We start from the raw sequence: 25,948 nt of genomic DNA, 5'->3' as shown, positions 1-25,948 counted from the left end.
CTGAGTCATTTCTGCCAGGAACAACATAAGATAGCATTATTGCTTCTTGTGGAGGCGATGCAGCGTGATTCGCAAACGGTTAGCTGCTAACGACGATCGGGCGATTCATCGTTTGATTGTTGAACAGTTAGTGCCTTTTTCCAGACAGTATCAATCAGGCGTTTCAGTTACTTTTTCAGAAATTCGCAAGCGGCTGAACCACAACAAAACGTTTGTGGCAGCTAAAGGATATAAACAGCCCTATGGGTTCATTTCGGTTATTCGTAAATCGAACGTGCTGTTCGTCGATATGCTGGCCGTCGATCCTCGAGAGCAGGGGAAGGGACTTGGGAAAGAGCTTATGAAGATGGCTGAGGAGTATGGGAAAAGTGAGCGCTGCCGAACTGCAGAGCTTTTCGTCGATGACAGCAATCCCAATGCCATTGGCTTTTACTCCAGCAAAGGATATGAGATTGAAGAATATCTCCCTGAGCTAAGCTGCTTTCGAATGAAAAAGAAGCTTGTTCGGTAATACTAGGGCTGCTGATGAGCGAGTCATCGGCAGCCTTTTTTTCATTCGCTGAACATAGCAGCAACCCGATCGATCGGAATATCGATGGCTTCTGGGCCGTTCGGGCCGGGAGCTGGACCGCCAAAAAGCGGCATTCCGAAAAAGTTTAACTGTTCGAGTTGCGGCTCTGGGCTGTTTGGAGCTGAGTTTTCATTTTTTGGCTGGACAGATTTCGCTTTGGCAGTGGTTTTACGTTTCTTCTTGGATGTGGTTGAATTAAGCGTTGGGCGAGCCTCTTCATTAAGAATGAGCGTATTTTTCTCCAAGCGGCTTAAAACTCCAAAGATTTGGGAACCATCATTAAGATAAAGCAGAACTGATTTTCCGCACAGGCTTTTGCAAGCTTTTTCGGTGATCGGATGAATGGGCTGCATAAGACTCTTGGCACCTCCGTATTTGTATGTACTGTAGCCTATTCGGAAGGCCCCATTTCGGTATAGACGAATGTCTAGATCACTATAAGAAATTGTTATAGGGAAAGTTCTCAGAAAAGTTGAATAGCTTGACAATTTTAGGTATGCTAAGCATATTAACTAATCCTAATAGAGAAAGAATGATGCATATATGAGTGGAGCTGTATTTTATATTTTCGGGGCAACCGGCGATTTGGCGAAAAGAAAACTATTTCCAGCTTTTTATAGCTTGTATCGCGAAGGGAAATTAGGAGAAAATTTCGCTGTTGTCGGTCTTGCTCGCAGACCTCGGACGAGTGAACAATTCCGTGATGACGTGAAGCATTCGATCCAAGAATTTGCCCGTTACAAAATTACGGATGATGAAGAATGGACTCGCTTCGCAAGCCGTTTCGAGTACATGTCTTTGGACATTAACAATGTGGCCGGCTTCCACGAGTTAAATGTTTTGTCCACAAGACTGGATGAGCAATATCAAACGGGCGGGAACCGCTTGTTCTACCTGGCTTTGGCGCCGGAGCTTTTCGGCAATGTGTCCTACAATCTAAGCGAAGGCGGTTTGCTCAAAACCAAAGGCTGGCACCGTCTTGTGATTGAGAAACCATTCGGCTACGATCTGCCTTCGGCTGAGCGTTTGAACGGTCAACTCCGTCAAGTGTTTGAGGAGAAGGACATTTACCGCATTGACCACTATCTGGGTAAAGAAATGGTTCAAAACATTGAGTTTGTGCGTTTCGCGAACGCCTTCTTTGAGCCGCTATGGAACAATAAATACATAGCAAATATTCAAATTACATTAAGCGAAACAGTTGGTGTTGAAGAGCGTGGCGGATATTACGACCACTCGGGCGCTTTGCGCGATATGGGCCAGAACCATATGCTGCAAATGTTGATGATGATGGCAATGGAGCCGCCTAGCCGCCTGCATCCGGAAGATATTCGCGATGAGAAGGTTAAGGTTCTGCGTTCCTTGCGCCTATTCGAAGATGGCGATGATGTTCGGACGAACGTCGTTCGCGGCCAATATTCCAGCGGTTCCAGCAAAGGCAAAACGTTACCGGCTTACCGTGAGGAAGATTCCGTGAACCCGCAGTCGACGACGGAAACATATTTCGCTGCGCGTGTTCATGTCGATAACTTCCGCTGGGCTGGGGTGCCGTTCTACATCCGGACAGGGAAAAGGCTGCCGGTCAAAACAACCGAGGTTGTTGTTGAATTCAAAAACATTCCGAACAACGTTTATTTGGCTAAAAAGCATGACATGGAACCGAATCTGCTTGTTTTCCGCGTGAATCCGATGGAAGGCATTTACTTGAAAATGAATGCCAAGCAGCCAGGATCGGAAGGCGTCATCGTTCCGGTTGCTATGGACTTCTGCCAAAGCTGCCAAATCGGAATTAATACGCCGGAAGCGTATGAGCGTCTGCTGTATGATGCAGCCCGTGGAGATTCTACGTACTTCACGCGTTGGGATGAAGTGGCGCTGGCTTGGTCTTATGTAGACCGCATTGCTGCGGCATGGAACGAGAAAACGGATGATCTGAAAGAATATCCGGCTGGATCTTGGGGACCTGAAGAGGCGACTAGACTGCTGACGGATGACGGCTTTAAGTGGTGGCCGATCAACGGTCAAAATGAAGGCGAAGTCGATTGGGAAACCGTTCAAAAAACAACGGTTTTAACTTAAGTAAGTATGCATAACATCCAATAGGCGACTGACGCCTATTGGATTTTTTATGGTATAATAGATCTTACGGGGTAAATCCTTACTATTATACTTGGGGTGCGTTTATGTCACGAAGAGCTTTTATAAGATGGCTGCTTGCAATCGGGGCTGCATTGGTTGGAATAAGTGCTTTTTTTAGTCAAATGGTAAAAAAAAGGTTTATGGCGGAAGATCAGCCAGTCGTATCATCTGCTTCACCTGAGCCCGCTCAAGCTGTGGCGCAGCCTTCGGCCGAACCGTTGCCGACAGGTCCGCTAATGTCCTATTTTATATTAAGCGATCTTCATGTCACCGTAGGTGATCCGCAAACCGTGAAGAAATTGAGGCAAGCGCTCGATGACATTACACATTTCGACGGTCCCGTTGACGCCATTATGTTAACAGGCGATTTAACCGATACAGGAACGGAACGAGATTATAAGGAGCTGCGTACCATTGTAAGTGAGTATAAACTTCCTCCCGTTCATGCGAACATGGGGAACCACGACTATTACACAATTTGGATCAATAAAGCGAATAGCTGGGATCAAGCGGCCGTTCCGAACGGCAAGAGCGATGAAGTCAGCCGGGAGCAATTCAAAAAGTTTTTTGGCTACAAAACGCTTTATAATGATTTTACAACGAAAGGTCACTCCATTCTGCTGCTTTCCCAAGAAGCCTATGTCCAGGAGAAGCCGGAAGTCGGTGAAGGCGCATGGTATTCCGATGAGCAGTTGACCTGGTTCAAGGAGCGGGTTAAAGCCCTGTACCAACCAGGCAGACCTTTGTTCGTTATGACACATCAACCGCTGCCGCCAAATGGGACAGATGGGGGATCTCACCAATTAATCCGCGCAATCCAATTCCGCGAAACGCTGAAGCCCTATAAGAATGTGTTCGTCTTCTGTGGACACCGTCATCAAGATTTCCAGAATGGGACTCCACATTATGTGCAGGAAACATTCCATTATTTCCACAATGCCTCGGTCGGCAGAACGCTGAACCGTGCGTATCAACAGGAAGCTAAGAATAAAGCTCAGGGTATTTATGTCCAAGTATTTGCCGATAAGGTCGTCGTACGTGGAAGAGAGTTCAGCAACCGTACGTTCCTTGATGAGGCGAACTGGAGTATTGATTTGCAGAAAGCCCAAGCTTAATCAATAAGCAGCACCTAGAAGCATCTAGCAGTATCCATGTAAAAGAAGAAGGGAATTAAACTAACAAATGACTACGCAACTCACAAAGCTTCTCGAAACGGAAGTCGCTAAGCGGCGCACGTTCGCGATTATTTCTCACCCGGATGCGGGGAAAACAACACTGACCGAGAAACTGCTGTTATTCGGAGGCGCGATTCGCTTAGCCGGAACGGTCAAAGGGCGCAAAGCCAGCAAGCATGCAACGTCGGACTGGATGGAAATTGAAAAGCAACGTGGAATTTCCGTTACATCCAGTGTGATGCAATTCGACTATGAAGGGCACCGGGTTAACATTCTGGATACACCTGGTCACCAAGACTTCAGTGAGGATACGTACCGGACACTGACGGCTGCGGATAGCGCCGTGATGTTGATTGACGTGGCCAAAGGGGTCGAGACACAGACCAAGAAATTATTCCAGGTTTGCCGGATGCGCGGTATTCCGATCTTTACGTTTATTAACAAATTGGACCGCGAAGGCCGCGATCCATTCGAGCTTCTCGAAGAGCTGGAGGAAGTGCTCGGCATTCGATCCTACCCGATGAACTGGCCGATTGGGTCAGGCAAACAGTTCTGTGGCGTCTACGATCGCGGTAAGTCGCAGCTGGAGCTATACAATGGCGAGGATCACAAAGATATTGAAGTTCGCAAGGTCGATGGCGTGGAAGATCCGCTAGTTCGTCAAATTGCAGGTGAATTCTTACATCAACAGCTGCGCAATGACATTGAACTTCTGGACGTAGCGGGTGATCCTTTTGATATGGAAAAAGTGTTGAAGGGCGAGCTTACGCCTGTATTCTTCGGAAGTGCCGTGAACAATTTCGGTGTGCAGACGTTCCTGGAGAACTTCCTGCAGCTGGCACCAAAGCCAGAGCCGCGTAACAGCACCGTAGGTGTAATCGAGCCGACCAAAGAAAAGTTCTCAGGCTACGTTTTCAAAATTCAAGCGAATATGAACCCGGCTCACCGCGACCGCGTTGCGTTCCTGCGCATTGTGTCCGGCAAATTCGAGCGCGGCATGTCGGTGAAGCATGTCCGTATGGGCAAAGATATTAAGCTGGCTCAACCTCAGCAGTTTCTGGCGCAAGACCGCGATATCGTGGAACAGGCATTCCCAGGCGATATCATTGGTTTGTTCGATCCGGGCATTTTCCGGATTGGAGATTCCTTGAGCGAAGGGGAAGCCATTGTTTTCGACGAGCTTCCAACGTTCTCGCCGGAGCTTTTCAGCAAAGTTTCGATCAAAAATGCACTGAAGCAAAAGCAGTTCCTCAAGGGTATCGATCAGTTGACGGAAGAAGGTATGATTCAAGTCTTCACGACGATCGGTTTTGAGGATATGATTCTCGGCGTCGTCGGCCAATTGCAGTTCGAGGTGCTTGAGCACCGGATGAGATCGGAATATGGTGTAGATATTCTGCTGCAGCGTCAGAACTATCAGTTCGCTCGCTGGATTATCGATGATAAAATCGATCCGGGCAAGTTCCGTATTAATTCGCAGCTGGTGAAAGATAAAAAAGGGAATTACGTCGGGCTGTTCGAGAGCGAATATGCACTAAGATCCTCCATGGAAAAGAACCCGAATGCGAAGTTTTTAACGAGTGCTCCATAAGACTCTAAATAATCCGAAGAGGCCGTGCGCCAGAGTAAAATCTGGTGTGCGGTCTCTTCTTTTTTGGTTGCCGATGGACGGTTTGCTTCATACAATAAGTACGGGTTACGAATCCAGGGCGCGCATAGCGAAGCAAGCGCGGACGACGCAGTCAAGCAATTCAGCTGGCAGGCAACGGCGCAATCACTGGCCGACTTCTATAGACTGAAGCAGGAGGAAAGACATGAGAAAAATTTTAAAGAAACGGACGAAGGTTAGATACCCCAGATATGTCATGAGCAAGATTGGCAAAACTAGGGCGGTAGAGGCCACAGCAGTGCTAAGGGACTATGTGCCAACGACGAAATGGATGACAGCAGAGACACTGAAACAAATGCTGGTTCAGCATAAAATGGTTTATATTAAGCCCAATGTAGGTATGTTCGGAAATGGCGTAATTCGTGTGGAAATGTCAGACGGCGAGGGAGAAATCATGCCCTATTCGTATCAGCTTGGGGTTCATTTGAAAAGATTTAAAACATTTGAAGATATGTATGCCTCCATCAAGAAGAAGACGGGAAAAGCACCTTATCTGGTTCAGAAAGGGATTCACCTGTTGAAATATAAAGGGAACCGCTTCGACCTCAGAATTATGGTGCAGCAAACACCTTTGCGCGATTGGGAAACAACCGGCGTAATTGGCAGAGTGGCCCATCCGAGTAAAATCGTAACGAATTTTCATAATGGGGGAACGCTGAAGCCGGTGGAAACACTTTTGCAGAGCTACTTGCCTGCGGGTGAGCGAGATGACTACGTCAAGAAGCTGCATGTGCTTGGGAAACGCGTCGCTAAAGCGATTAATACGAAATACCGGGGAGTGAAGGAAATCGGCGTTGATGTCGCTCTGGACAAAGACCTGCATCCATGGATTCTTGAGGTCAATACGAGTCCAGATCCTTACATTTTCCGCAGACTGCGGGATAAGCGTATATTTGCGAAAATGCGGAGGTACGCCAAAGCATACGGCCGGTTATGAGATCATAACCGGTCTGTTGTCATATCGATGAAAGCTTTGTTCAATTTCGTGAACGGAAACCGGCGGACTTAAGAGATAACCTTGGATGGTCGTGCAGGTGGTTTCTCGCAATATTTCAAGCTGGCTCACTTCTTCTACACCTTCAGCTACCACTTGCACGTTAAGGGCGTGACCAAGGTGAATAATGGCGTTGGTAATCGCTAGATCATCTTTGTTGCTATGTATATTTTTAACGAAGGACCTGTCAATTTTCAAACAGTGAATAGGAAAATGCTTCAGATAATTCAGTGAGGAGTAGCCGATTCCGAAATCATCGATGGAGATAGAGATTCCTTTGTTGCAGAGCTTCTCTAACACCGCTATCGTGTTTTCCATGTTTTGCATAATCGAGCTTTCCGTAATTTCGAACTCCAGATAAGCAGGATCAATGCCGGTTTGTTCAATGATACGAATGGCTTTATCCGAAAAGTTCTCATCCTGGAACTGGCATGGCGAAATATTAACAGCTACCTGATAGCCTAAAATACCGGCATCGAGCCATCTCATCTTCTGGAGGCAAGCCTCGCGGAGCACCCATTCGCCAAGAGGCAGAATCAAACCGCTCTCTTCTGCCAGCGGAATGAACTCGTTAGGCGGAATCATGCCGAGCTTGGGATGGTTCCATCGCACCAAAGCTTCCAGACAACTAATTTTGCCAGTAGAGAGTTCAAGGCGTGGTTGGTAGTATAAGATGAGCTGGTTTTCTAAAATAGCCTTGCGCAGCTCGGTTTCCATCTCCATGGAGCTCGTCTGTTGAGGTGAAAGCATGGAATGGTAGGTGACAAGCTTATTTTTGCCGGTGTGTTTGGCGGCCAGAAGTGCTTGATCAGCCTGCTTCAACGCTTGTTCAGCCGTTGCTGGCGTTAACTCCACGGCACTCATGCCCATACTAACGTTAATGTAACATTCATGTTCCTGAATCATAAACGACTGTTCAAAAAGCTGCTGTACCTGCAAAAGACTTTGGGACAACTGTTCCTGATGGTGTGCGTGTATAACCAGCGCAAATTCATCATCCCCGGATCGCATGGCAAGACTGCAATTAGGAAGGGAGCGCAGTCGATGAGCGACTTCGGCTAACAGAAGATCACCGGACGCGTAGCCGAGTGAGAAATTGATATGTCGAAACCGGTCAATATCCAAGGTAAGAATAGTTTGAATTTGTGCATCGCGTGTAGCTCTGCTATGGCGTTTTACCGCTTTTTTAATCAAAATTAAAAGGTGACTTCGAGTCACTTTTTTCGTACTCCGCCGAGTTGATGAGGCCAAGTGAAGAAGGCGCTGGGCTACATTCATTGTGATCACTCTTCCCACATCATAGTTGTCCATGTAACCTTAATCATAAAACGAAAGACAAGGAATAGGCAATATAATAAATTAGATCATTTTACAGAAATTAGTCGTTTTTTGTTAGTTTTATTCGTTGGAAATTGGCGTTAGTGTCGAAATGTGAGATGAATATTTTTTGGCTGTGACGTATTGACAAAAAGTACTCTTGAATGAGAAAATGTACGCGTGTACATAAACGATTTCAGTAATGAATAATGGAGGCTTCTACATGGTGACTAGAAAAGAGGTTGCTGAATTGGCCGGTGTTTCCGAAGCGACCGTTTCCCGTGTATTTAATGGGCTCGGGCCCATGAAGCCTACTACCAAGGCGCGTGTTCTGGAAGCGGCTAGCCAGCTGAATTATCATCCGAATGCGATTGCGCAAAGCTTTGCACGAAGACGCAGCGGAAATCTCGGTGTAGTGCTTCCTTATATGCCTAAGGTGCATCTGTTCTCAGCGTATTATTTTGCGGAAATCTTAAGCGGGATCGGCGAGCAAGTAAGAGAGCAGGGGTATGACTTGCTTCTATCGTTACTCAAGCCGGATGAAAGCTTGGACTACGCAAGGCTCTACCGATCGCAGAAAGTGGATGCTTGTGTCATTTTGGGCGCAAGAGATACACCGGAGCAGCGAGAATCGCTTCAACAGCTGCAGGAGCAGGGGCACCCCTTCTGTTTGGTGAATCAGCATTTTGAGGGTTTAGCCTTTCACGAAGTGGATGCCGATCATGTCGATGGCAGTTATCAGGCTGTTCGCCATTTGCAGGAGGAGGGCTACAAGAAGATTGCCTTCTTGAACGGCTCGCCGGAGTACTCCAATTCGGGGGACAGACTTCAAGGCTATCTGAAAGCCATGTACGATGCAGGGCTTGAGACGCCACACGAGATGCTGCTTGAAGGCAATTACAGCCGGAAAAGCGGTTATGAAGCAGCGGAGAGGCTTTGGGCGCAGCGGGAGCAGGTGGATGCAGTTTTTGCCGCCAATGATCGCATGGCTATCGGCCTGATGCAAGGGCTTCGGGAAAAAGGTTGGGTGGCAGGTCGCGATTTTGCCGTTGTTGGCTGCGACGACTCCGATGCCGCCAAACTGAGCGACCCACCGCTCAGCAGTATTAATGTGCCATTTTATGAGATGGGAAAAGAAGCGGCACGAGGTGTATTGGCTCGCGTCATGCAGGGGGAAAGTGTGAATTCTCCCAATGTTAAGCTACCAACCCAACTCATCATCCGTCAGTCATCTAAGAGCAGTTCGCTTATATAAGGATAGAACGATTAACCACTTAAGGAGGTTTTCAATGTTATGAAATCATTCAATATTGGTATGGTCGGTTATAAGTTTATGGGCAAGGCGCACAGCCATGCTTATAAGGATTTGCACATGTTTTTCCCGCAGACGGCGGTGCCGAACATGAAGCTCATCTGCGGTCGCGATGAGAACGGTGTCAAAACCGCAGCCGAGCAGTTCGGCTGGGATGGTTACGTCACTGACTGGCGCGAGCTGGTCACGCATCCTGAGATCGACATCGTCGATATTAATGCTCCCAGCGACGCGCACAAGGAAATCGCGCTTGCAGCGGCCAAAGCCGGCAAGCACCTGTTCTGTGAGAAGCCGCTGGCGCTGACCCTTGCCGATGCAAGGGAGATGCTGGAGGCGGCTGAAACCGCTGGGGTGAAGCACATGGTCGGCTTCAACTATCGGTTTGCTCCTGCAGTGCAGCTCGCGAAGAAGCTGGTCGAGAGCGGTCGACTTGGCGAGATCTATCACTTCCGCGCCTGGTTCCTGCAGGACTGGATCGTAGATCCGACGTTCCCGCTGGTGTGGCGCTTGCAGAAGGAAATTGCCGGCTCTGGCTCGCATGGCGACTTGGGCGCGCATCTGATCGATCTAGCGCATTTCCTGGTCGGCGACATGACAGAAGTCATTGGTATGAGCGAGACGTTCGTGAAGGAGCGTCCACTGCCGAGCTCCATGACAGGACTTAGCGCCAAAGGCAGCAAGGATGCGCCGCATGGACCGGTCACCGTGGATGACGCGACGCTGTTTATGGCCCGTTTCGCGAATGGGGCGCTGGGCAGCTTCGAGGCAACGCGGTTTGCAGCCGGTCACCGTTGTACGAATTCTTTTGAAATTAACGGCAGTAAAGGCAGTGTGAAGTTTGATTTTGAGCGCTTGAACGAGCTGCAGGTATATTTTACAAGTGATGATGAGGATGTTCAGGGGTTCCGCCGTGTTCTGGCAACGGATGCGCCTCATGCTTATATGGATGCTTGGTGGCCAACTGGACATACCATCGGGTATGAGCACACGTTCGTGCACGAGGTTGTGGAGCTAATGAATGCGCTTACGGAAGATCGTCAGCCGGTTCCGAATTTTGTGGATGGCGTGAAGTGTCAAGAGGTGCTGGAAGCCGTGGATCAATCCATTGAGCAGCGCCGCTGGGTGAAAATTAGCGAGGTTTAAGCGTTCGTAATCAGAAGTGGGGAGGAGCTTGAGCAAAATGAGTAAACAAGCATTGATTGTCTGGGGTGGCTGGGATGGTCATCAACCTGAGGAAGTGGCAGGGATTTTTGCGGGGGTATTGCGCGAAGAAGGATTTGGCGTGGAGGTATCTGATACGCTGGACAGCTTTAAGGATGCGGAACGCTTGAAAGGCATTGATCTCATTGTACCTGTATGGACGATGGGGAAAATTGAGAAAGAGCAATTGACACCTTTACTTGCCGCAGTGAAAGAAGGCGGAACCGGGATTGCCGGCTGCCACGGCGGGATGGGGGATTCCTTCCGGAATGAAGTCGAATACCAATACATGGTTGGCGGTCAATGGGTCGCTCATCCGGGCAATGACGGTGTTACATATACAGTGCGGATCAAAGATCGTCAGCATTCTCTGACAGAGGGAATCAATGATTTCGTCGTCGTCTCTGAAAAATATTACATGCATGTCGATCCTGCTATTCAGGTTCATGCGGTGACAGATTTCGGCGATGTGGAGATGCCGGTGATTTGGACGAAGACCTATGGCGAAGGCAAAGTGTATTATAACTCGCTTGGCCATCAAGCCAACATTGTACGGATGCCGGAAACACTTGAGCTTATGCGCCGCGGCTTGCTGTGGGCAACACGATAACGAGTAGAGGAGAACGAAAAGATGAGTAAGATGAAGGTAGGTATTATCGGTTGCGGAAATATTAGTGCTGCTTATATGAAAAACGTTCCTAACTTTGAGCATTTGGAACTGATTGCTTGCGCGGATATCGATTTGGATAGAGCGAAGGCGCGGGCGGAGGAGTTTGGTATTCCTCATGCGTATACGGTTCAGGAACTTTTGAATGATGCGAATATTGACATTGTTATCAATCTGACGATTCCGGCTGCCCACGCAGAAGTGTGTATTCAAGTGTTGGAAGCGGGCAAGCACGTTTATGTGGAAAAGCCGCTAGCGGTAACGCGCGAAGAGGGCTTGCGCATTCTGGAGGTAGCTCGTCGTCAAGGATTGTTGGTCGGCAGCGCGCCGGATACATTCCTCGGCGGAGGTATTCAGACATGCGTGAAGCTGATCAATGACGGTTGGATCGGCACACCGATTGCCGCAACGGCCTTCATGATGGGCAAAGGTCACGAGCATTGGCATCCGGACCCTGAGTTTTATTATGCAAAAGGCGGCGGCCCTATGTTCGATATGGGTCCTTATTATCTTACAGCATTAGTAGCTCTGCTAGGACCTATTCGCCGTGTAACAGGCTCGACAGGCATCAGCTTCCCGGAGCGTACAATTAAGAGCGAGAAAAAACGCGGACAGAAGATCACGGTTGAGACGCCAACGCATATTGCGGGCGTGCTTGACTTCCATAGCGGCGCAATTGCTACGCTGGTTACAAGCTTTGATATTATGGGCGGCACGCAGCTGCCGAACATTGAAATCTATGGCAGCCATGGCTCTTTGCGTGTACCGGATCCTAATACTTTTGGCGGTCAGGTGATGATCCGTAAAAATGGTTCCGACTGGGAGCCGATTCCATTATCCCATGGCTATAAAGAAAACAGCCGCGGTTTGGGTGTTGCGGCAATGGCGCAAGCGCTCATCAGCGGTGAGAGTGAAGCGCATCGTGCGAATGGCGAGCTGGCGTACCACGTGCTGGAGGCTATGCATGGCTTCCACGACGCAGCGAGCGAAGGCAAGCATTATGTGATGCAAAGCAGCTGTGAAAGACCGGCACCTTTGTCGCCGAACACTGTGCTGTAGCAATTATTAGTTATTCATTATCCTCCTCTTGGATTAGAGGGGGATTTTTTTGTTTGATGTAGGGAGGGAGCGGTAGAAAATCAAGCTAAATGATTGAAATTGAGCGAAACAGAGAGGTAAATTAGAGGTAGAAAATCCAGTTAATTAGGTGAAGATGGATATATTGTGGGAATTAGCAGGAGTAATCGGCTTTACTTGGTGTGAATAGGTAGAGAAGATCAGGGCTGTCGAATACGAATATGCAGCTAAGGGATTGCATGAAGCAGCCCCCTAGCCGATGGTAGGGATTTGAGGTCAAGGGAGATGCCCTTTTAAGGTTTCAACGAGTTCATTTTGGATATTGGCTTCACTATGCTGCCATATGATTTCGAAAAGCACACCTAGCCCGGGCAATACCCTTTCTTCCCCGCCAATCGAATCTTCAATAATTTCTTGAAGTTCGTCATTGGATTTATTTTGGACTCTCTGGACGATGGCCTGTCTTAATGTAATGTTCATTCGTTCGTGGACCTCGCTTCCCTTTCGTTATCGATACTAATATGCGCAAGTTGATGTCGGTTCATCCTCCACCTCCGCCTCTTTCCGCGCACAGTGAGTTTACAGATCGCAAGTATGTTATAATTTAAAATCATATTGGGAATTTGGAGGAAACGCCAACCTATGAGAAAACAATTTGCCATTATTGGAATGGGAAGATTCGGGTCCAGCATTGCCAGAACGTTGTCACAATTAGGTTTTGAAGTCATGGCCATTGATTCTCGTGAAGAGACTGTGCAAGAGATCTCATCGATCGTCACGCACGCCGTACAAGCGGATTCAACGGATGAAGAAGCGCTCCGGGCCCTGGGAATACGCAATTTTGACGTTGTCGTAGTCGCTATTGGGGAGGACATTCAAGCGAGTATCTTGACCACATTAATTCTCAAAGAGATGGGAATACCTACGGTTGTTGTGAAAGCTGTGAATGACTTGCATGGGAAGGTGCTTAAGAAAATCGGCGCTGACAAGGTCGTTTATCCTGAGAGGGATATGGGACAGCGTGTGGCGCATCACTTGATCTCGTCTAATATTGTTGATTACATAGAATTGTCCTCAGATCACAGCATTGTGGAGATTCAAGCCTCTCGTCATATGATTGGCAAAAATCTAAAAGAACTTGATATTAGGGCCAAATACGGCTGCAATGTGATAGCGATTAAACAGAATGACAAGCTGATCATTCCGCCTAGCGCGGAGGAAAAGCTGCGGTCTGATGATATTTTGGTTGTCGTTGGAAAAAATTCGGATCTTCAAACGTTTGAAGTGACTTTTGCAGAGTAGGTAGAGGAAATGACACATACGGAAATTATGTCTGTTCAAAACGCCCGCGTGAAAGAATGGGCACAGCTTTTGGAGCGCAAGGGTAGGGACAAGCAAGGGAAGTACATCATCGAGGGCCATCATCTTGTGGAGGAAGCGCTGCGTGCGGGAGCCTCTGTCGAAACCGTTATTTTTAGTCTGGAAAAAGGTTTGCCTGAAAGTCTGGCTGCGCTGGCATCGCCAGGTGAGGTAGAATTGGTCGGCGTGAGCCAAGCCGTTCTGGAGAAATGCACGGACACGCAGACGCCGCAGGGCGTGCTGGCTGTTGTTGCTCGGCCGCAGCTGGGCATGGACGAGCTGCTCGCTGGCGAGCATGATCTTGTTGTGGTCCTTGACGGCGTCCAGGACCCGGGCAACCTCGGCACCATCATCCGCAGCGCGGATGCAGTTGGTGCCAAAGCGGTTGTGCTCGGCCGAGGCACGGTCGACCTGTACAATCCCAAGACGATCCGCTCGACGATGGGATCGATGTATCATCTGCCGATTGTGGAGGCAGATCTGGGGCTTTTGCTGCCGCGCGCGCGTGAGCGCGGCGTGCGGCTCGTGACCACGAGCCTGCAGGCGCAGAGCTCGTGTTACGACACGGACCTGCGGCAGCCGACGTGGCTGATTCTCGGCAACGAGGGCCGGGGCGTGTCGCCGGAGGTTGCTGCGTTGTCGGATGTGCAGGTGATCATCCCGATGCAGGGGAAGGCGGAGTCGCTGAATGTGGCCATGGCGGCTACGGTGCTGCTGTTTGAGGCTTCGCGGCAGCGGTTGATGTAGCTCATAGGCATTCATTGCCACCACCGCAAATAATAAACGATAAGGCACTCTCAGAATTTTGAGGGTGCCTTTTTTTGAGCGGTTCCTCCCTGGCCAACGACGAGAACTACAGGGCGCTATTTCATCGAATTAGGCTCTATTTCGCGCGGAGGGGAACTGTGGGCCGCTATTTGTCCGTTTCCTTAAATAAAACGGGGTGAGGTGGTCAAATAAGGTCCTGTGGTTCCGCTTGAACGTGGAAACGGGCTGAATTTGATAGAATAGCGGCCTGTAGTTCCTCAAGGGTGTATCGTTGACAAACTTTGTCTCAAATCAAGAACGCACGAAAGGCGTTTGCTCCAACAGCTTTTGTATGAACATTTGAACAGCCATTGAGGAAGAATTATCTTTATTTTGAATAAACCAGAAATCACGTTCTGTTAGCTTGGGATTGAGAGGGATAGCTGTAATCTCTCCAGCTTCTAACTCTTTGCGAACAATCCAGCGTGACAGAATGGAGATTCCCAAGCCAGCAGCAACGGCTTCTTTAACTCCTTGGCTGCTGGTAAAAACGTACGACCGTTTAACGCGCAAGTCGTTCGTATGGATGAACTTATCGCTATAAGACCGAGTACCGGAGCCATGTTCCCTGAGAACCCAGGTGCAGTCATGGAGCATATCCGGTTTCACGGTCTTTTTGGCGCATAATGGATGATCCGGAGATGCTAGGAGTAGCATTTCATCTTTCATATAAGTTGTAATTTGAATCCCGTTCTGCGAAACTTCTCCCTCAACTAAACCTAGATCAAGTTTGTTGGCTTTCAGCGCTAAGGCAATCTCCTCTGTATTTGCAATTGTCAAAGACAAATCGACCTCTGGGAACTGATTGGCAAAATCCGCAAGCAGCCGCGGCAAAATATATTCACCAATTGTAAAACTAGCCCCAATTTGAATAGACCCTGTTACTTTTTGATGGAGTAAATGGATGTCTTGTTTTCCTTGTTCGTAAAGGGATAGTATTTGCTTAGCCTGCCGATATAAAATCTCTCCTGCGTCTGTAAGAACAACATGTTTTGGCGATCGATGCATAAGTTTGGCATTGAATTCGTTTTCCAGGTTGCGAATTTGTAAGGACACGGCTGGTTGGGACAAGTTTAACAATTCCCCAGCTCTAGAGAAGTTATTTTGCTCTGCTACGGTAACAAACACACGAAGTGCATCTACAATCATTTCCATACCCCCTAGACTTATATTGTACAAATTCTTTGGAGGGGCAACAACTTAATCATAAGTTTTTCTCATGATAAGGATTGAATATTGATATTTCACTTATTATTCAAGTGGCTTTATAGTGAAGGAAGTAAAGGACAACAAAGTTTAACTTGAAGGAGAGGGTGAGGATCATGGATGTCCTATATGCCTTACCAATGAAGCAAAAGGGGCAAGAGTTCGTGCAAGGAATTAGCATAACTTTCGTTCTTGCAGTCGTTGCAAAGTATCTAGGGAGCTTACCGTTTCTCAGTATTATGGGCCAACTTGTGATAGCGATACTGCTTGGCATGCTTTACAGGGGGGTTATTGGGGTCCCACAGCAAGCCATAAAAGGGATCTCTTTCTCAAGCAAAACGCTTTTACGCTACGGCATTATCTTGTTGGGGATGAGATTGAACTTGGTCGATATCGTTCACGCTGGTCCTAAAGTTTTGGCTATTGCAATCATTAATATCGTTTTTACGATTTTTGTTGTTTATGGTATAGCAAAGTTGTTTAAGGTAGAAAACCGCTTAGGCATCTTGACAGCCTGTGGCACTGCTATTTGCGGGGCTGCTGCAGTTGTAGCGATATCTCCGCAAATTAAGGCGAATGATAATGAGACAGCTATTGGAGCCGCGACAGTTGCTATTCTGGGTACCATTTTCACACTACTCTATACGATTCTATATCCGATCCTAGGCTTAACAGCAAAAGGGTATGGTATCTTCTCTGGGGCAACCCTTCACGAAATTGCGCATGTCATCGCAGCGGCGGCTCCCGGAGGTAAAGATGCCGTTGATCTGGCTGTTATTGTGAAATTAACACGAGTTGCTCTACTGGTACCAGTGGCCATCGTGCTTGGCGTCTGGACGAACCGCACTGAGCGTAAGAAAAATACGGTCGTCCAAAAAGCAAACTGGAGATCCATTCCGATTCCATGGTTTATTCTAGGTTTCCTTGTTATGAGTGGAATAAACACATTAGGCATCGTGCCAACTGAGTTTACCAACCAAATCATCCTTCTTGCCTATTTCCTGATTGCGATGGCTATGGCTGGTCTTGGGCTTAATGTTGATTTGGCCACGTTCCGACGCTTGGGGATGAAGTCGTTTGCTGCTGGTTTTATAGGGTCTGTATTGCTTTCAATTTTAGGCTATCTTCTTATTGATCTGTTTGGATTAAAGTAACTTGGATTACTGGTGATACCTTTCTCCATTCTCGTTTTTAGGAGGATATTAATAATTCATCTTCACTCTAAAAGGCCTGTAAAAGTTACGAATGTCCTGAGCCAGAAGCTCGGGTTCTTCCATAGCGGTAAAATGTCCGCCACGGGGCAGCGAAGCCCAGTGAATGACATTTAGGTTGCGTACTGCCCATTCCTTGGGTGGCAGCAAAATATCGGCAGGGAACAATGCGATGCCTGTCGGTACTTCTATATAGCCCAATGGTGGTAAAGAATGTGAATTTTCATAATACATCTGTGCTGACGAACCGATCGTGTTCGTAACCCAATACAACATAATATGAGTGATGAGTTCATCCTCATTGAATTTCTGCTGCAGGTTACCATTGCAATCGCTCCATGCACGATATTTTTCAATGATCCAGCCAGCCAAGCCTACCGGTGAATCAGTTAGTCCATAAGCAAGGCTCTGTGGTCTTGTCGATTGAAGGGACATATAGCCACCTTCCTGAGTAATCCATTCGGAGGCGTTTTTCTTGTATTGCCGTTCTTCTTCTGTAAAGTTCGCCTGATCAGATGAAGTCATGAGGCTCCTTATTATGCCAATATCGGTTAAGTGGATGCCGTATAACAGTTCAGGATGGTTTGATGCCAGATATCTTGTAACTCCTGACCCAATATCCCCACCTGCGGCAGCAAATTTGTGGTACCCTAATTCTTCTGTCATTAGCTTAGCCCACATCTCCGAGACGCGAAAACTGTTGATGCCAGAATGTTTAGGGTGACTAGAGAATCCAAACCCAGGTAATGAAGGGACAATCACGTCAAAAGAATCCTCAGGGTTACCGCCGTAGCTGGCAGGATCGGTAAGAAGAGGAATGATCTTTTGATAACGAAGGTAACTGTCGGGCCATCCGTGGGTAAGAATAATGGGCATTGGATTCGGTCCTTTACCACGTTCATGTACGAAGTGCACGTCTATGCCGTCAATATTGCAGCAAAACTGGGTCAAGCGGTTCAAATTGGATTCTTGCGCGCGCCAGTCATAATGTTCTTTCCAATATGAAATGAGCGACTTTAAATAACTTAATTCTGTGCCTCGTTCCCATCCCGCGTTTTCTATTTGATCTGGCCAACGCGTGTGATGCAGTCTGTATGTTAGATCGTCAAGGATCTCGTCAGAGACATGAATATGAAAACGTTCAATAGCCATTGTGGTTTTTCCCTCCTTTTGTTGGTACAATCGCTATTATATCTCTGACCCTTGTCTGGTACACTGCCATTAATGAAGTATTTAACTATAATATTTGATAGGTGATTGCTATGCCGCAAATAGATCGACACAAAAACCGAACCGTGAATATTGAATTTGCCGCAGTGGAGGATTTCAGCAAACTTCCTAATCCTGAACGTCTTACGCTGATTCTTATTACGTCAGGAAGTATGAGCGGGACATTAAATGAAAGGCCGATTTCCATTGCCGCTCCTGGTATTCTTTGCTTAGCTGAAACAGATGATATGAAAGTCATGGAGAAACAAAATATTGCTGCACAATCCTTTCATTTTCATTCCGAATTTCTGAACACCACAGTTCTTTCCGATACGGAGGGCTATGTTCCGACGGGGCCGCGAATACAAACAGGTCATTCACTTTTTCAAAGAGATGATCCATATACAACGATACCCCGCGTCACCGAGAAGGCATATCCGCTTTTATTTGAATGGTTTTTTATACTGGGTATGGAAGTGCAGGCGCAAAGTGATTTAAGCTGGGTGTGCAGAGTAAAAAGATACCTCATTCAAATATTGGGTTTGCTGGAGGATTTAAATCGAAATCGAGAACAATCACCTGTTGATTCCGTGTTAGAATATATAGAAATGAACTATTCCAGAAAGATTTCTCTAGAAGATCTGACGAATTGCGCTCTTTTAAACCGTGTGACCCTGAATAAAATGTTTCAGGAAAGGTGCGGAAATACAGCAATGGGTTACTTGCTGTCACATCGTTTGAAAGTTGCATGTGAGCTTTTAACTCATACAGGTATGAAGCTTGATGAAATCGCACGCGCTACAGGATTTGAGTATGACACATACTTTATCAAGCAATTCACGGCTAAAAAAGGCATCTCACCTACAAAGTATAGGAACACTACTCGCAAGTTCGCCACAGTACAATAGAATTCATATATAGAAGCCGCCTAGCTGCGGTTTTTTGTTTTATAAAGACATGTGTTTTTTTACATGAGCAGAACCTAAACGGCCGAGTGAAAAATTAGGGCATCGGTCATCGATTTATTTAGACTTCGTTTAAGTACGTTGGTAAGATAGAAATAAGGATTCATGTAAATTTTTAATTAGATGTTTGAGTATTCACTCGGGTGGTTATTAGGAATAAATCCTGTTAAGAAAAACTTAAGAATTAGTTCACAATAACTTTAATAAACTTCATTATGATGGGACTAATCTTAGATGTATTTCACAAACCAATTATCAGGCAGTGTAGACTAACTCACTGGAGGAAATGCGAATTGACGACAAAATTACCTCGGATTCTAGTACTTACTGCGAGTTATGGCGCGGGGCACGAACTAGCCGCATACGCGATTAAAGAGTATTGTCGCCGATATGGCCTTGCCCAAGTGCAAATCATTGATTTGATGAAAGAAGCTCATCCAGTCCTGAATAAAATATCCACCTCTGTTTATATGAGCAGTTTTCATGCTGCAAGATTTGGTATCCATTATTATGGTTGGAGTTATTATTTGACTCAAAAAAACAATGCCTATAGTCCTGTTCTTGCTGGTTTGAATCGGTTAGGAACCAAACAATTGTTTGAGATTATTCAAAGAGAACAACCGGATGGTGTTATCAATACATTTCCGTATGGGGCTTCTCCTATTGTAAGCAAGCTTTTCGATATTCCAACGTTCACGATCATGACGGATTATGTCATTCACGCAAGATGGCTTCATCCTGCAATTGATAAATACTATGTGGCAAGTGAAGATTTGAAAGCAAATATGATCGAGAATGGCATCAGTGAAAAGGGCGTAGAAGTAACGGGGATACCCATCCGAGATGCTTTTGAAAATAATAACTATCCGAATGAGAATATTAACAATAAAATGATACTTATTATAGTTGGTGCATATAGTCAATTAGACCTTACCGCTAAAATGATAAAAAGTCTTGAGGGTATAAGGAATTGTCCGATTACAGTGGTATGTGGCCGCAATGCTAAGTTGAATCAACACCTGACAAAGCAATTTCAAAATAATAGCAGAGTCACAATTCTGGGTTTCGTCGAGCGGATGGATGAACTCATGGCTTCCGCCACATGTATCATTAGTAAAGCAGGAGGATTAACATTAGCTGAATCTCTTGCTCTAAAAGTTCCACTTTTTATCTATCGGCCGTTCGCTGGTCAAGAAAAGGATAATGCCACTTATTTTTATGAAAAAGGTATTGCATTTATCAGCTATTCTATGAGTGATCTCGTCAACCAAATTCGTCAATTTATAGATAATGATATTTGCGTTTCTCTAGTAAAAAACAAAATGGAATTCTTACATCATAGAAAAGCAGCAGAACGGATCGTTACGGACGTTCTTAGTACGATTTTTGGACGCAGGAGAGAACAAGCGATATTGAATTCACCCATGATTTAAACAATCCTCTCTAGAAAGAATGTGATTGGCTTGCATACATTGTTATGGTGCATCTTTATCGTACTGCTTCTATATACAATTTTGCCTACGATTATCGTTCGTTTACTTTGTCTGTGGGTGTACAAAAAGAAAGTGAGCAAAGACGGCATAGCTTTAACCTTTGACGATGGTCCTGATCCGGAGTTTACGCCGCAATTGTTGGATCTTCTCTCCAAATATCAGATCAAAGCCGCGTTTTTTGTACTTGGGTCCAAAGCGGAGAAGTATCCAGAGATCATTCTACGTATTCATCGTGAAGGTCATCTGATCGGCATTCACAATTACGTCCATTGGACAAATGCCCTTATGACCCCCAAAAGAGTTCGAAAGCAATTAAATGATTCTGTAGAAGCGATTGAGAAAATTATTGGGGTAAAGCCGATTTATTATCGTCCTCCTTGGGGAATTATTAATGTCTTTGACCTATTCTTAGTGAAGCAATATCGTTTGGTTCTCTGGTCGTTAATGGTAAAAGATTGGAGAAGCAGGGGAGGCAAGAACCGGATAAGGTCAACCTTACTATCCAAACTACAAATGAATCATATCATCGTGCTTCATGATAGTGGGCAGACTTTTGGGGCGAATCGAGATGCTCCTCACTATATGTTGAAAGCCCTTGAAGACTTCCTCGAAATATGCAAACAGCGAAACTTTCCTTTTCTACCCATAGATACCTATTTACAATTACTACAGTTTAAGAAGAGGCAGCCAAGTGGGCTTGTGAAGAAATGTCTCGTTTTCATCTGGTTAAAATGGGAACGCATGTTCAATTGGTTATTCAACATTCGGCCAATTGATGTGGATAATCAAATTTTCTATAGCCGCGTGTGCAAATATCACGGAAAAACGATCGATTTGGGAAGTGGGGAGGCGTTGACTTCCGGAGATCTGGTTGTTGAACTTCATTTTAATAATGAAAAGCTTCATCAATTGATTACGGAATCTAGCTCTATGTTCCAACTTGCTGTCAAAATGAAACATGATGTACAGAACTTTCTGCCCACACTGGCCCAACGTATTCACAGCATGCCCCAAAAAGTCAAAGCGATCTACGGCATCACTATGATACACAGAGGTTCCAGACAATTAGGTTTTACCGTGACAGAATTGCCAAAAGGTTTGTTTAGCAGATTTACACAGATTTATTTAAAGACCTTATTGTATGTTCTTCATCCTAACGGAAGAGAACGATTAAAACTGAAAAGTGAACTATTGTCTCCAAGAATAGCGACTATTTCTACTGAGGAACTCTACAAAAAATACGCGGCTACTGTGGAACCTATGCCGATCTCAGAGCATGCGATTTCGCTCAGTCAGGAAGTTTTATATGAAGCAAACAGGACCTAACACGAAGCTTTTTAGCGTTATAAGTATACTTGTCATTGCAGGTATCTCAGGTTATTATCTGTATCTTGTTCATACAGGAGATGCAGATGGGCTCATTCATCGTATTCGTGATCTTGGGTGGATAGGCATTATGATTGGCATCCTTGTACAATCTATTGTAAATATTCTCCCGGTACCTGGAGAGTTCATCTCTATCGCGCTCATGGAGATATATGGTGCCGTTTGGGGCGGGGTTTATTCGTGGATAGGCGGTGTACTGGGCGCGGTGGGTGCACTGTATGTAACCAAATGGATAGCAAAGCCTTTCTTCGGTAAATTAGCGCAGCCATTTCTACAAAAAGTAGAAGAATTCACCGAAAGGCATGAAACGTTTGGTCTTTTACTCATTCGGTTCGTCCCGTTGGTTCCGTATCATTTTGTGAATTATGCGTTGGGCTTTTTGAAAATCAACATTTGGTCGTTTATCTGGACTACTGGTTTGGGCATACTCCCCTTTACGATCGCAATGAGTGGTCTTTATGCGGGGGTCCGTAATGGTTCACTCTTATGGGGAGCTATTGGGATCGTCATATTTATAGGATTGCTGGGAGTAAGCCTGCTGATAAAAGGAAGGCGGAGACGTGTTTCTGACCGTGTGTAAATTCGGTTTTAATTAGTAATGAAAAGCACTTCACTTTGAGGATACTTTGGAAAACTCCGGTTTAATCCAAAGTTATTCTTTAGGGAGGTGCTTTTTTTGTATTTGTTCTAGAGCTTGTTGTTTTGAAGATTTTCGGCGATGACAAATTGTATGTAAATGCGATTGTACTATTGGCTAATCCTAGTAAAGGCGTCAGTAGATGATTTTTTAAATTATAAATACTGGAAATATGTACCTATAGATCGATTCTATGCTAACATTTCTTATAGAAAGGAGAGGTTGCATGAGCACTAGCAAAAAGAAAATTCTAATTTCTTTAACTCCTTTATTATTGATCTTGTTCTGGTGGTTTTTTCAGGGATATATTCGAGGATACGAAATAAACGTGTGGTATCAAAACAATGTTATGTTACTAGAAGCTGAGGATGAAATCAGTTCAATTAAAGGTGAATCAAAGAGTTGTGAGAAAGGAAAGGCGTTTCATACGGAAAATGTAATGTGTTATTTGAAAGTAAAAACAAATGCTGTATCCGCACAAATGCTAATAAATAAATTTAAAAATACAGAAGGAGTTATGAGAGCGGACTTTCTTGGCGACTTAATTAAGGAATTTAATGATTGAAAGATCGTGAAATTATGGCAAGTTATTATCAAATTCCCTCAGTCCAAACGAAGTACAACTCGTAATTTTTTCAGATGGTGAATGGGAGAACATTCAAATAGAAGTCAAAGAGGACGATGACATATTTGACTTTGAACCGCAATTTGAAGCCTGGTGATGCCCATTCTGTGAAAATATTTATTATTTCAAAGGGAAAGAGCTTATTAAGTCATATATCCTAAAGAAAGAATAACACCAAGAACGCCACCCGTTCTTGAACCGTTCTCCTCTCTAATTACCGCATCAAGAACGGATAGCGTTCTTGCATTTTCATTCTCTATTGAACCTAAATCCCAACTCAGCATTGACAATATAGTTCAAGAAAGTTATTATATTCTTTGTTGATTTATGTAACTGAAAAGAGGTGTTTTGACAATGGCTGTTCCTCAAAGGAGAACGTCCAAAACACGTCGCGATAAGCGCCGTACTCACTTTAAACTGGAAGTACCAGGAATGGTGAAGTGTGAACAATGTGCAGAATTGAAGAAAGCACATCATGTTTGCAAAAACTGCGGTTCATATAAAGGTAGAGAGATCGTTAAAGCTCAATAATAATATGAATTGCACCGGAAATGACACTTCTAAACAATTAGGGTGTCATTTTTGTATTTATTCATTGACGTTTAATCTTCCGAAATGGAGGGACTTATGCCTTCGCGATACTCATCATTTCTAATTAAACTGCTGATTACGACCTCACTGATTAGCGCGGTGCCTTTGCTGTGCCTGGGTGTATACGCTTTCTTTCAATCGACTTCCACAGTTCAGGCCAAGGTGAACGAAGCGAATGTGTTCATTTTGCAGCAATCACAAAGCCGGGTTGAGCAGATTCTGAAGGTAATCGACCAGGTTTCCGGAAGATTCGCGGAGACGCCGTTTGTCATCAATTCCGTGGCGAAACGCATGGAGATTGAAGATTTTCAAGATATCGATCTGCTGGTAAAAGGGCTTCTAGGCGTTCAAACCTATGAATTAGGTGTGAAATCAGCGGAGCTGCACAGTCTGCAGAACGGTTGGTATATCAAAGACGGCGGCTTTTATTTTGGCACGGACACTGCGAAAGCATCGAATGCACTTGCCTATGTCTATACATCGCGGTGGCTGCCTGACCAGGATGCTTCTTTTGCAGGAATCAAACTTGTGAAAACGATTCCACCTCTGGCTGCCGAGCCCAAAGGGTATTTATTCGTACGCATGTCGAACACGGAGCTCTCCAAGCTGCTGACGGGAGGTTTCTCAACCAGGGAAACGATGGTCTTGGATGACAAAATGAACATTATTATTCACAGTGATCCAGCGAGGATTGGCCAAAGTGTTCTTGCCGAGCCGTGGGCCAAGGAGCTGCAGCAATCAGGCCATACACAAGGTTATGTGAATAGTACCTTATCGGGACAGCCATATAGCGTGATTTATAATCAATCTCGCTACAATAATTGGACCTATGTGTCGGTCATCCCGCTGGAGGAAGCAAGGAAGGAATCCGCTGCTATCGGATGGGCGACGTTAACGGCATGCATTGTGCTGCTGCTTTTTGCCGCGCTGCTGTCTTATTGGGCTTCCAAGCGGATGTATTTCCCTGTACGCAGTCTCATGGAATTCACGATGCGCCATAGTAAGCCGCAAAGCGGCGGGTCTGCCGTGAAAGATGAGCTGCAATGGATTGGCACGCAGGTGGCCTCGCTCCATCAGTCGAAGGAGCAGCTGGAAGGGCAGATGAAGATCCAGGCCGGCCAACTGGTGGACTACTTCATGCTGAAGCTGTTCCAAGGCGAGTTGTACCGCGGCGAGATGGAGGAGAAGGCGGAGCGGTTCCAGCTGCCTGTATGGAAGAACTACGCGGTGCTGGTCCTGCAGATCGATACGCTGGATCATACGAGATACCGTTCCAGTGAGCAGGATCTGCTGCTTTTTGCAATTAATAATATGGCCGCAGAGCTGATTGGGATGCCGCAGCGTATCCATGCGATGCCTATTGGCAATTATCAGGTGATTCTGGTCGGCAGTGATACGGACAACCATATGGAGCTGCTCAGTGAATGGAGTGCCTTGGCCATGTCAGTGCAAAGTGCCGTAGACGAATATTTGGGACTGAAGGTAAGTATCGGCATCAGCAGGCCTTATGACCAATTGTTTGCGACCTCAGTAGCATTTCTCGAAGCCAAAGAAGCGCTGCAATACCGGATTCGACTTGGCGAAAAAGCAATCCTGCATCTCGATGACTTGAAGCCCAAACAAGCCTCAAGTCACTATTACCCACACCATCTGGTGTCGGAGCTAACGCAGGCTATTGCGTTACTTGATAAGGACAAGGCCGAGGAACTGCTGCATCAGTTTATACAGGACGTTCTACGCGTAGAGACGGATTCAAATGTTTACCGAATGTCTTTTGCCATGCTGCTGACAGATCTCATCCGAGTCTTGTACGACATGGGGGATACGGGGGAGCTCTCGTTTCCGGATCAACGGAATGCGTATGAGCACATGTTCCGACTGAAGACTCCGCAGGAAATCGAAGTGTGGTTTAAAGCGCAGATGATTCATCCGATGATGGAGCTGACCCGCAAGCGTCACGAATCGTCCGGTAAAAGCATTTCCCGCTCGGTCATGGATCTCATCCTTGCCCATTATGACAGTGAACTAACGCTGGAGCTGTGCGCGCTGCGGTTGAACTACAGCACTCACTATATCCGCCGGATGTTCCGGAAGGAAGCGGGAATGAGCTTTAGTGAATACTTGGCGGGATACCGCCATGATATGGCCAAAAGCTGGCTGAGCAGCACGGAGATGAAGATCACAGACATTGCAGAACGCTTGCAATACACGAACGCGCAAAATTTCATCCGCCAGTTCCGCAAACTGGAAGGGATGACGCCGGGCCAGTACCGGGAGCAGCGCAGGGATGCGATTGGTTGACGAGTTACAATTTTAAAGAGGTTGTTCCCATACCGGG

25 protein-coding genes are annotated in these 25,948 nt (G+C 46.1%); 20 read left to right on the top strand and 5 right to left on the bottom strand.

From position 1 onward, the window contains the following. Window positions 1-64: 64 nt before the first annotated feature. Window positions 65-511 carry a GNAT family N-acetyltransferase gene (locus GON05_RS14285; RefSeq protein ID WP_157319725.1) on the top strand — a complete coding sequence of 149 codons (447 nt, stop codon included), beginning with the start codon at window positions 65-67 and terminating at the stop codon, window positions 509-511. A gap of 41 nt (window positions 512-552) precedes the next feature. Here the strand turns inward: GON05_RS14285 and GON05_RS14280 are convergent, their stop codons facing one another. After that, window positions 553-924: a hypothetical protein gene (locus tag GON05_RS14280; RefSeq protein ID WP_157319724.1), complete on the bottom strand. Its 372-nt coding sequence runs from the start codon at window positions 922-924 to the stop codon at window positions 553-555. A 190-nt stretch (window positions 925-1,114) separates the two neighbouring features. Between GON05_RS14280 and zwf the strand changes: the two genes are divergently transcribed. The 5 genes from zwf to GON05_RS14255 all read left to right on the top strand — a co-directional run bounded on the left by zwf (window position 1,115) and on the right by GON05_RS14255 (window position 6,491). Continuing rightward, a complete protein-coding gene (gene zwf / locus GON05_RS14275; RefSeq protein ID WP_157319723.1) occupies window positions 1,115-2,650 on the top strand; it encodes a glucose-6-phosphate dehydrogenase in 1,536 nt (511 codons plus the stop codon). Window positions 2,651-2,832: 182 nt separating this feature from the next. Next, window positions 2,833-3,825, top strand: coding sequence for a metallophosphoesterase family protein (locus GON05_RS14270; RefSeq protein ID WP_246239114.1), 993 nt, complete (start codon window positions 2,833-2,835; stop codon window positions 3,823-3,825). Between the two features lie 67 nt (window positions 3,826-3,892). Next, window positions 3,893-5,476 carry a peptide chain release factor 3 gene (locus GON05_RS14265; protein WP_157319721.1) on the top strand — a complete coding sequence of 528 codons (1,584 nt, stop codon included), beginning with the start codon at window positions 3,893-3,895 and terminating at the stop codon, window positions 5,474-5,476. A gap of 24 nt (window positions 5,477-5,500) precedes the next feature. After that, the gene (locus tag GON05_RS14260; RefSeq protein ID WP_157319720.1) at window positions 5,501-5,734 is read left to right on the top strand and encodes a hypothetical protein; all 234 of its coding nucleotides are present in this window, start codon (window positions 5,501-5,503) and stop codon (window positions 5,732-5,734) included. Further along, the gene (locus tag GON05_RS14255) at window positions 5,700-6,491 is read left to right on the top strand and encodes a YheC/YheD family protein (protein ID WP_157319719.1); all 792 of its coding nucleotides are present in this window, start codon (window positions 5,700-5,702) and stop codon (window positions 6,489-6,491) included. The genes GON05_RS14260 and GON05_RS14255 overlap by 35 nt, the downstream gene beginning before the upstream one ends. On the opposite strand, the gene GON05_RS14250 is transcribed toward GON05_RS14255, so the two are convergent. Beyond that, a complete protein-coding gene (locus GON05_RS14250) occupies window positions 6,486-7,742 on the bottom strand; it encodes a putative bifunctional diguanylate cyclase/phosphodiesterase (protein ID WP_185157211.1) in 1,257 nt (418 codons plus the stop codon). The genes GON05_RS14255 and GON05_RS14250 overlap by 6 nt on opposite strands. 346 nt (window positions 7,743-8,088) lie before the next feature. Between GON05_RS14250 and GON05_RS14245 the strand changes: the two genes are divergently transcribed. The 4 genes from GON05_RS14245 to GON05_RS14230 are packed head-to-tail and all read left to right on the top strand — an operon-like array spanning window position 8,089 to window position 12,103. Then, window positions 8,089-9,120: a LacI family DNA-binding transcriptional regulator gene (locus GON05_RS14245; RefSeq protein ID WP_157319717.1), complete on the top strand. Its 1,032-nt coding sequence runs from the start codon at window positions 8,089-8,091 to the stop codon at window positions 9,118-9,120. 39 nt (window positions 9,121-9,159) lie between these two features. Further along, the gene (locus GON05_RS14240) at window positions 9,160-10,320 is read left to right on the top strand and encodes a Gfo/Idh/MocA family protein (protein WP_157319716.1); all 1,161 of its coding nucleotides are present in this window, start codon (window positions 9,160-9,162) and stop codon (window positions 10,318-10,320) included. Between the two features lie 37 nt (window positions 10,321-10,357). Continuing rightward, window positions 10,358-10,987, top strand: a complete 630-nt coding sequence (locus GON05_RS14235; protein WP_157319715.1) for a ThuA domain-containing protein — start codon at window positions 10,358-10,360, stop codon at window positions 10,985-10,987. A 21-nt stretch (window positions 10,988-11,008) separates the two neighbouring features. Continuing rightward, a complete protein-coding gene (locus tag GON05_RS14230) occupies window positions 11,009-12,103 on the top strand; it encodes a Gfo/Idh/MocA family protein (protein ID WP_157319714.1) in 1,095 nt (364 codons plus the stop codon). A 294-nt stretch (window positions 12,104-12,397) separates the two neighbouring features. Here GON05_RS14230 and sspI read toward each other — a convergent pair whose 3' ends face one another. Continuing rightward, complete coding sequence (sspI, locus tag GON05_RS14225) at window positions 12,398-12,601, bottom strand: small acid-soluble spore protein SspI (protein WP_127453137.1); 204 nt, start codon at window positions 12,599-12,601, stop codon at window positions 12,398-12,400. 162 nt (window positions 12,602-12,763) lie between these two features. Between sspI and GON05_RS14220 the strand changes: the two genes are divergently transcribed. After that, window positions 12,764-13,423, top strand: a complete 660-nt coding sequence (locus GON05_RS14220) for a potassium channel family protein (protein ID WP_127453135.1) — start codon at window positions 12,764-12,766, stop codon at window positions 13,421-13,423. Between the two features lie 27 nt (window positions 13,424-13,450). Beyond that, entirely contained in the window at window positions 13,451-14,227 is a 777-nt protein-coding gene (locus tag GON05_RS14215; RefSeq protein ID WP_246239110.1) for a TrmH family RNA methyltransferase, read from the top strand. Between the two features lie 312 nt (window positions 14,228-14,539). Here GON05_RS14215 and GON05_RS14210 read toward each other — a convergent pair whose 3' ends face one another. After that, window positions 14,540-15,436 (bottom strand): LysR family transcriptional regulator, encoded by an 897-nt coding sequence (locus tag GON05_RS14210; RefSeq protein WP_157319712.1) that lies wholly within the window; start codon window positions 15,434-15,436, stop codon window positions 14,540-14,542. 173 nt (window positions 15,437-15,609) lie between these two features. Here GON05_RS14210 and GON05_RS14205 point away from each other — a divergent pair, with 173 nt between their 5' ends. Next, the gene (locus tag GON05_RS14205) at window positions 15,610-16,647 is read left to right on the top strand and encodes a YeiH family protein (protein ID WP_246239108.1); all 1,038 of its coding nucleotides are present in this window, start codon (window positions 15,610-15,612) and stop codon (window positions 16,645-16,647) included. A 48-nt stretch (window positions 16,648-16,695) separates the two neighbouring features. Here the strand turns inward: GON05_RS14205 and GON05_RS14200 are convergent, their stop codons facing one another. Continuing rightward, the gene (locus tag GON05_RS14200; protein WP_157319711.1) at window positions 16,696-17,856 is read right to left on the bottom strand and encodes an epoxide hydrolase family protein; all 1,161 of its coding nucleotides are present in this window, start codon (window positions 17,854-17,856) and stop codon (window positions 16,696-16,698) included. Between the two features lie 143 nt (window positions 17,857-17,999). On the opposite strand from GON05_RS14200, the gene GON05_RS14195 reads away from it, so the two are divergent. The 7 genes from GON05_RS14195 to GON05_RS14165 all read left to right on the top strand — a co-directional run bounded on the left by GON05_RS14195 (window position 18,000) and on the right by GON05_RS14165 (window position 25,911). Continuing rightward, window positions 18,000-18,821, top strand: a complete 822-nt coding sequence (locus GON05_RS14195) for a helix-turn-helix domain-containing protein (protein WP_338114067.1) — start codon at window positions 18,000-18,002, stop codon at window positions 18,819-18,821. Window positions 18,822-19,171: 350 nt separating this feature from the next. Then, window positions 19,172-20,311 (top strand): MGDG synthase family glycosyltransferase, encoded by a 1,140-nt coding sequence (locus GON05_RS14190; protein WP_181646400.1) that lies wholly within the window; start codon window positions 19,172-19,174, stop codon window positions 20,309-20,311. A gap of 30 nt (window positions 20,312-20,341) precedes the next feature. Then, on the top strand, window positions 20,342-21,697 hold the full coding sequence (locus tag GON05_RS14185) for a polysaccharide deacetylase family protein (RefSeq protein WP_157319708.1): 1,356 nt from the start codon (window positions 20,342-20,344) through the stop codon (window positions 21,695-21,697). Next, window positions 21,678-22,337, top strand: coding sequence for a TVP38/TMEM64 family protein (locus GON05_RS14180; protein ID WP_157319707.1), 660 nt, complete (start codon window positions 21,678-21,680; stop codon window positions 22,335-22,337). The genes GON05_RS14185 and GON05_RS14180 overlap by 20 nt, the downstream gene beginning before the upstream one ends. 283 nt (window positions 22,338-22,620) lie before the next feature. Next, window positions 22,621-22,959: a hypothetical protein gene (locus GON05_RS14175; RefSeq protein WP_157319706.1), complete on the top strand. Its 339-nt coding sequence runs from the start codon at window positions 22,621-22,623 to the stop codon at window positions 22,957-22,959. Window positions 22,960-23,373: 414 nt separating this feature from the next. After that, entirely contained in the window at window positions 23,374-23,550 is a 177-nt protein-coding gene (gene rpmF / locus GON05_RS14170) for a 50S ribosomal protein L32 (protein ID WP_028553571.1), read from the top strand. A gap of 96 nt (window positions 23,551-23,646) precedes the next feature. Further along, window positions 23,647-25,911, top strand: coding sequence for a helix-turn-helix domain-containing protein (locus GON05_RS14165; RefSeq protein ID WP_157319705.1), 2,265 nt, complete (start codon window positions 23,647-23,649; stop codon window positions 25,909-25,911). Window positions 25,912-25,948: the final 37 nt, after the last annotated feature.

It is taken from the genome of Paenibacillus anseongensis (genome assembly GCF_009757995.1).
Classification (GTDB): domain Bacteria; phylum Bacillota; class Bacilli; order Paenibacillales; family NBRC-103111; genus Paenibacillus_E; species Paenibacillus_E chondroitinus.
Note: the sequence above shows the minus strand (reverse complement) of the source record. Positions and strands in the feature narration are given on the sequence as shown.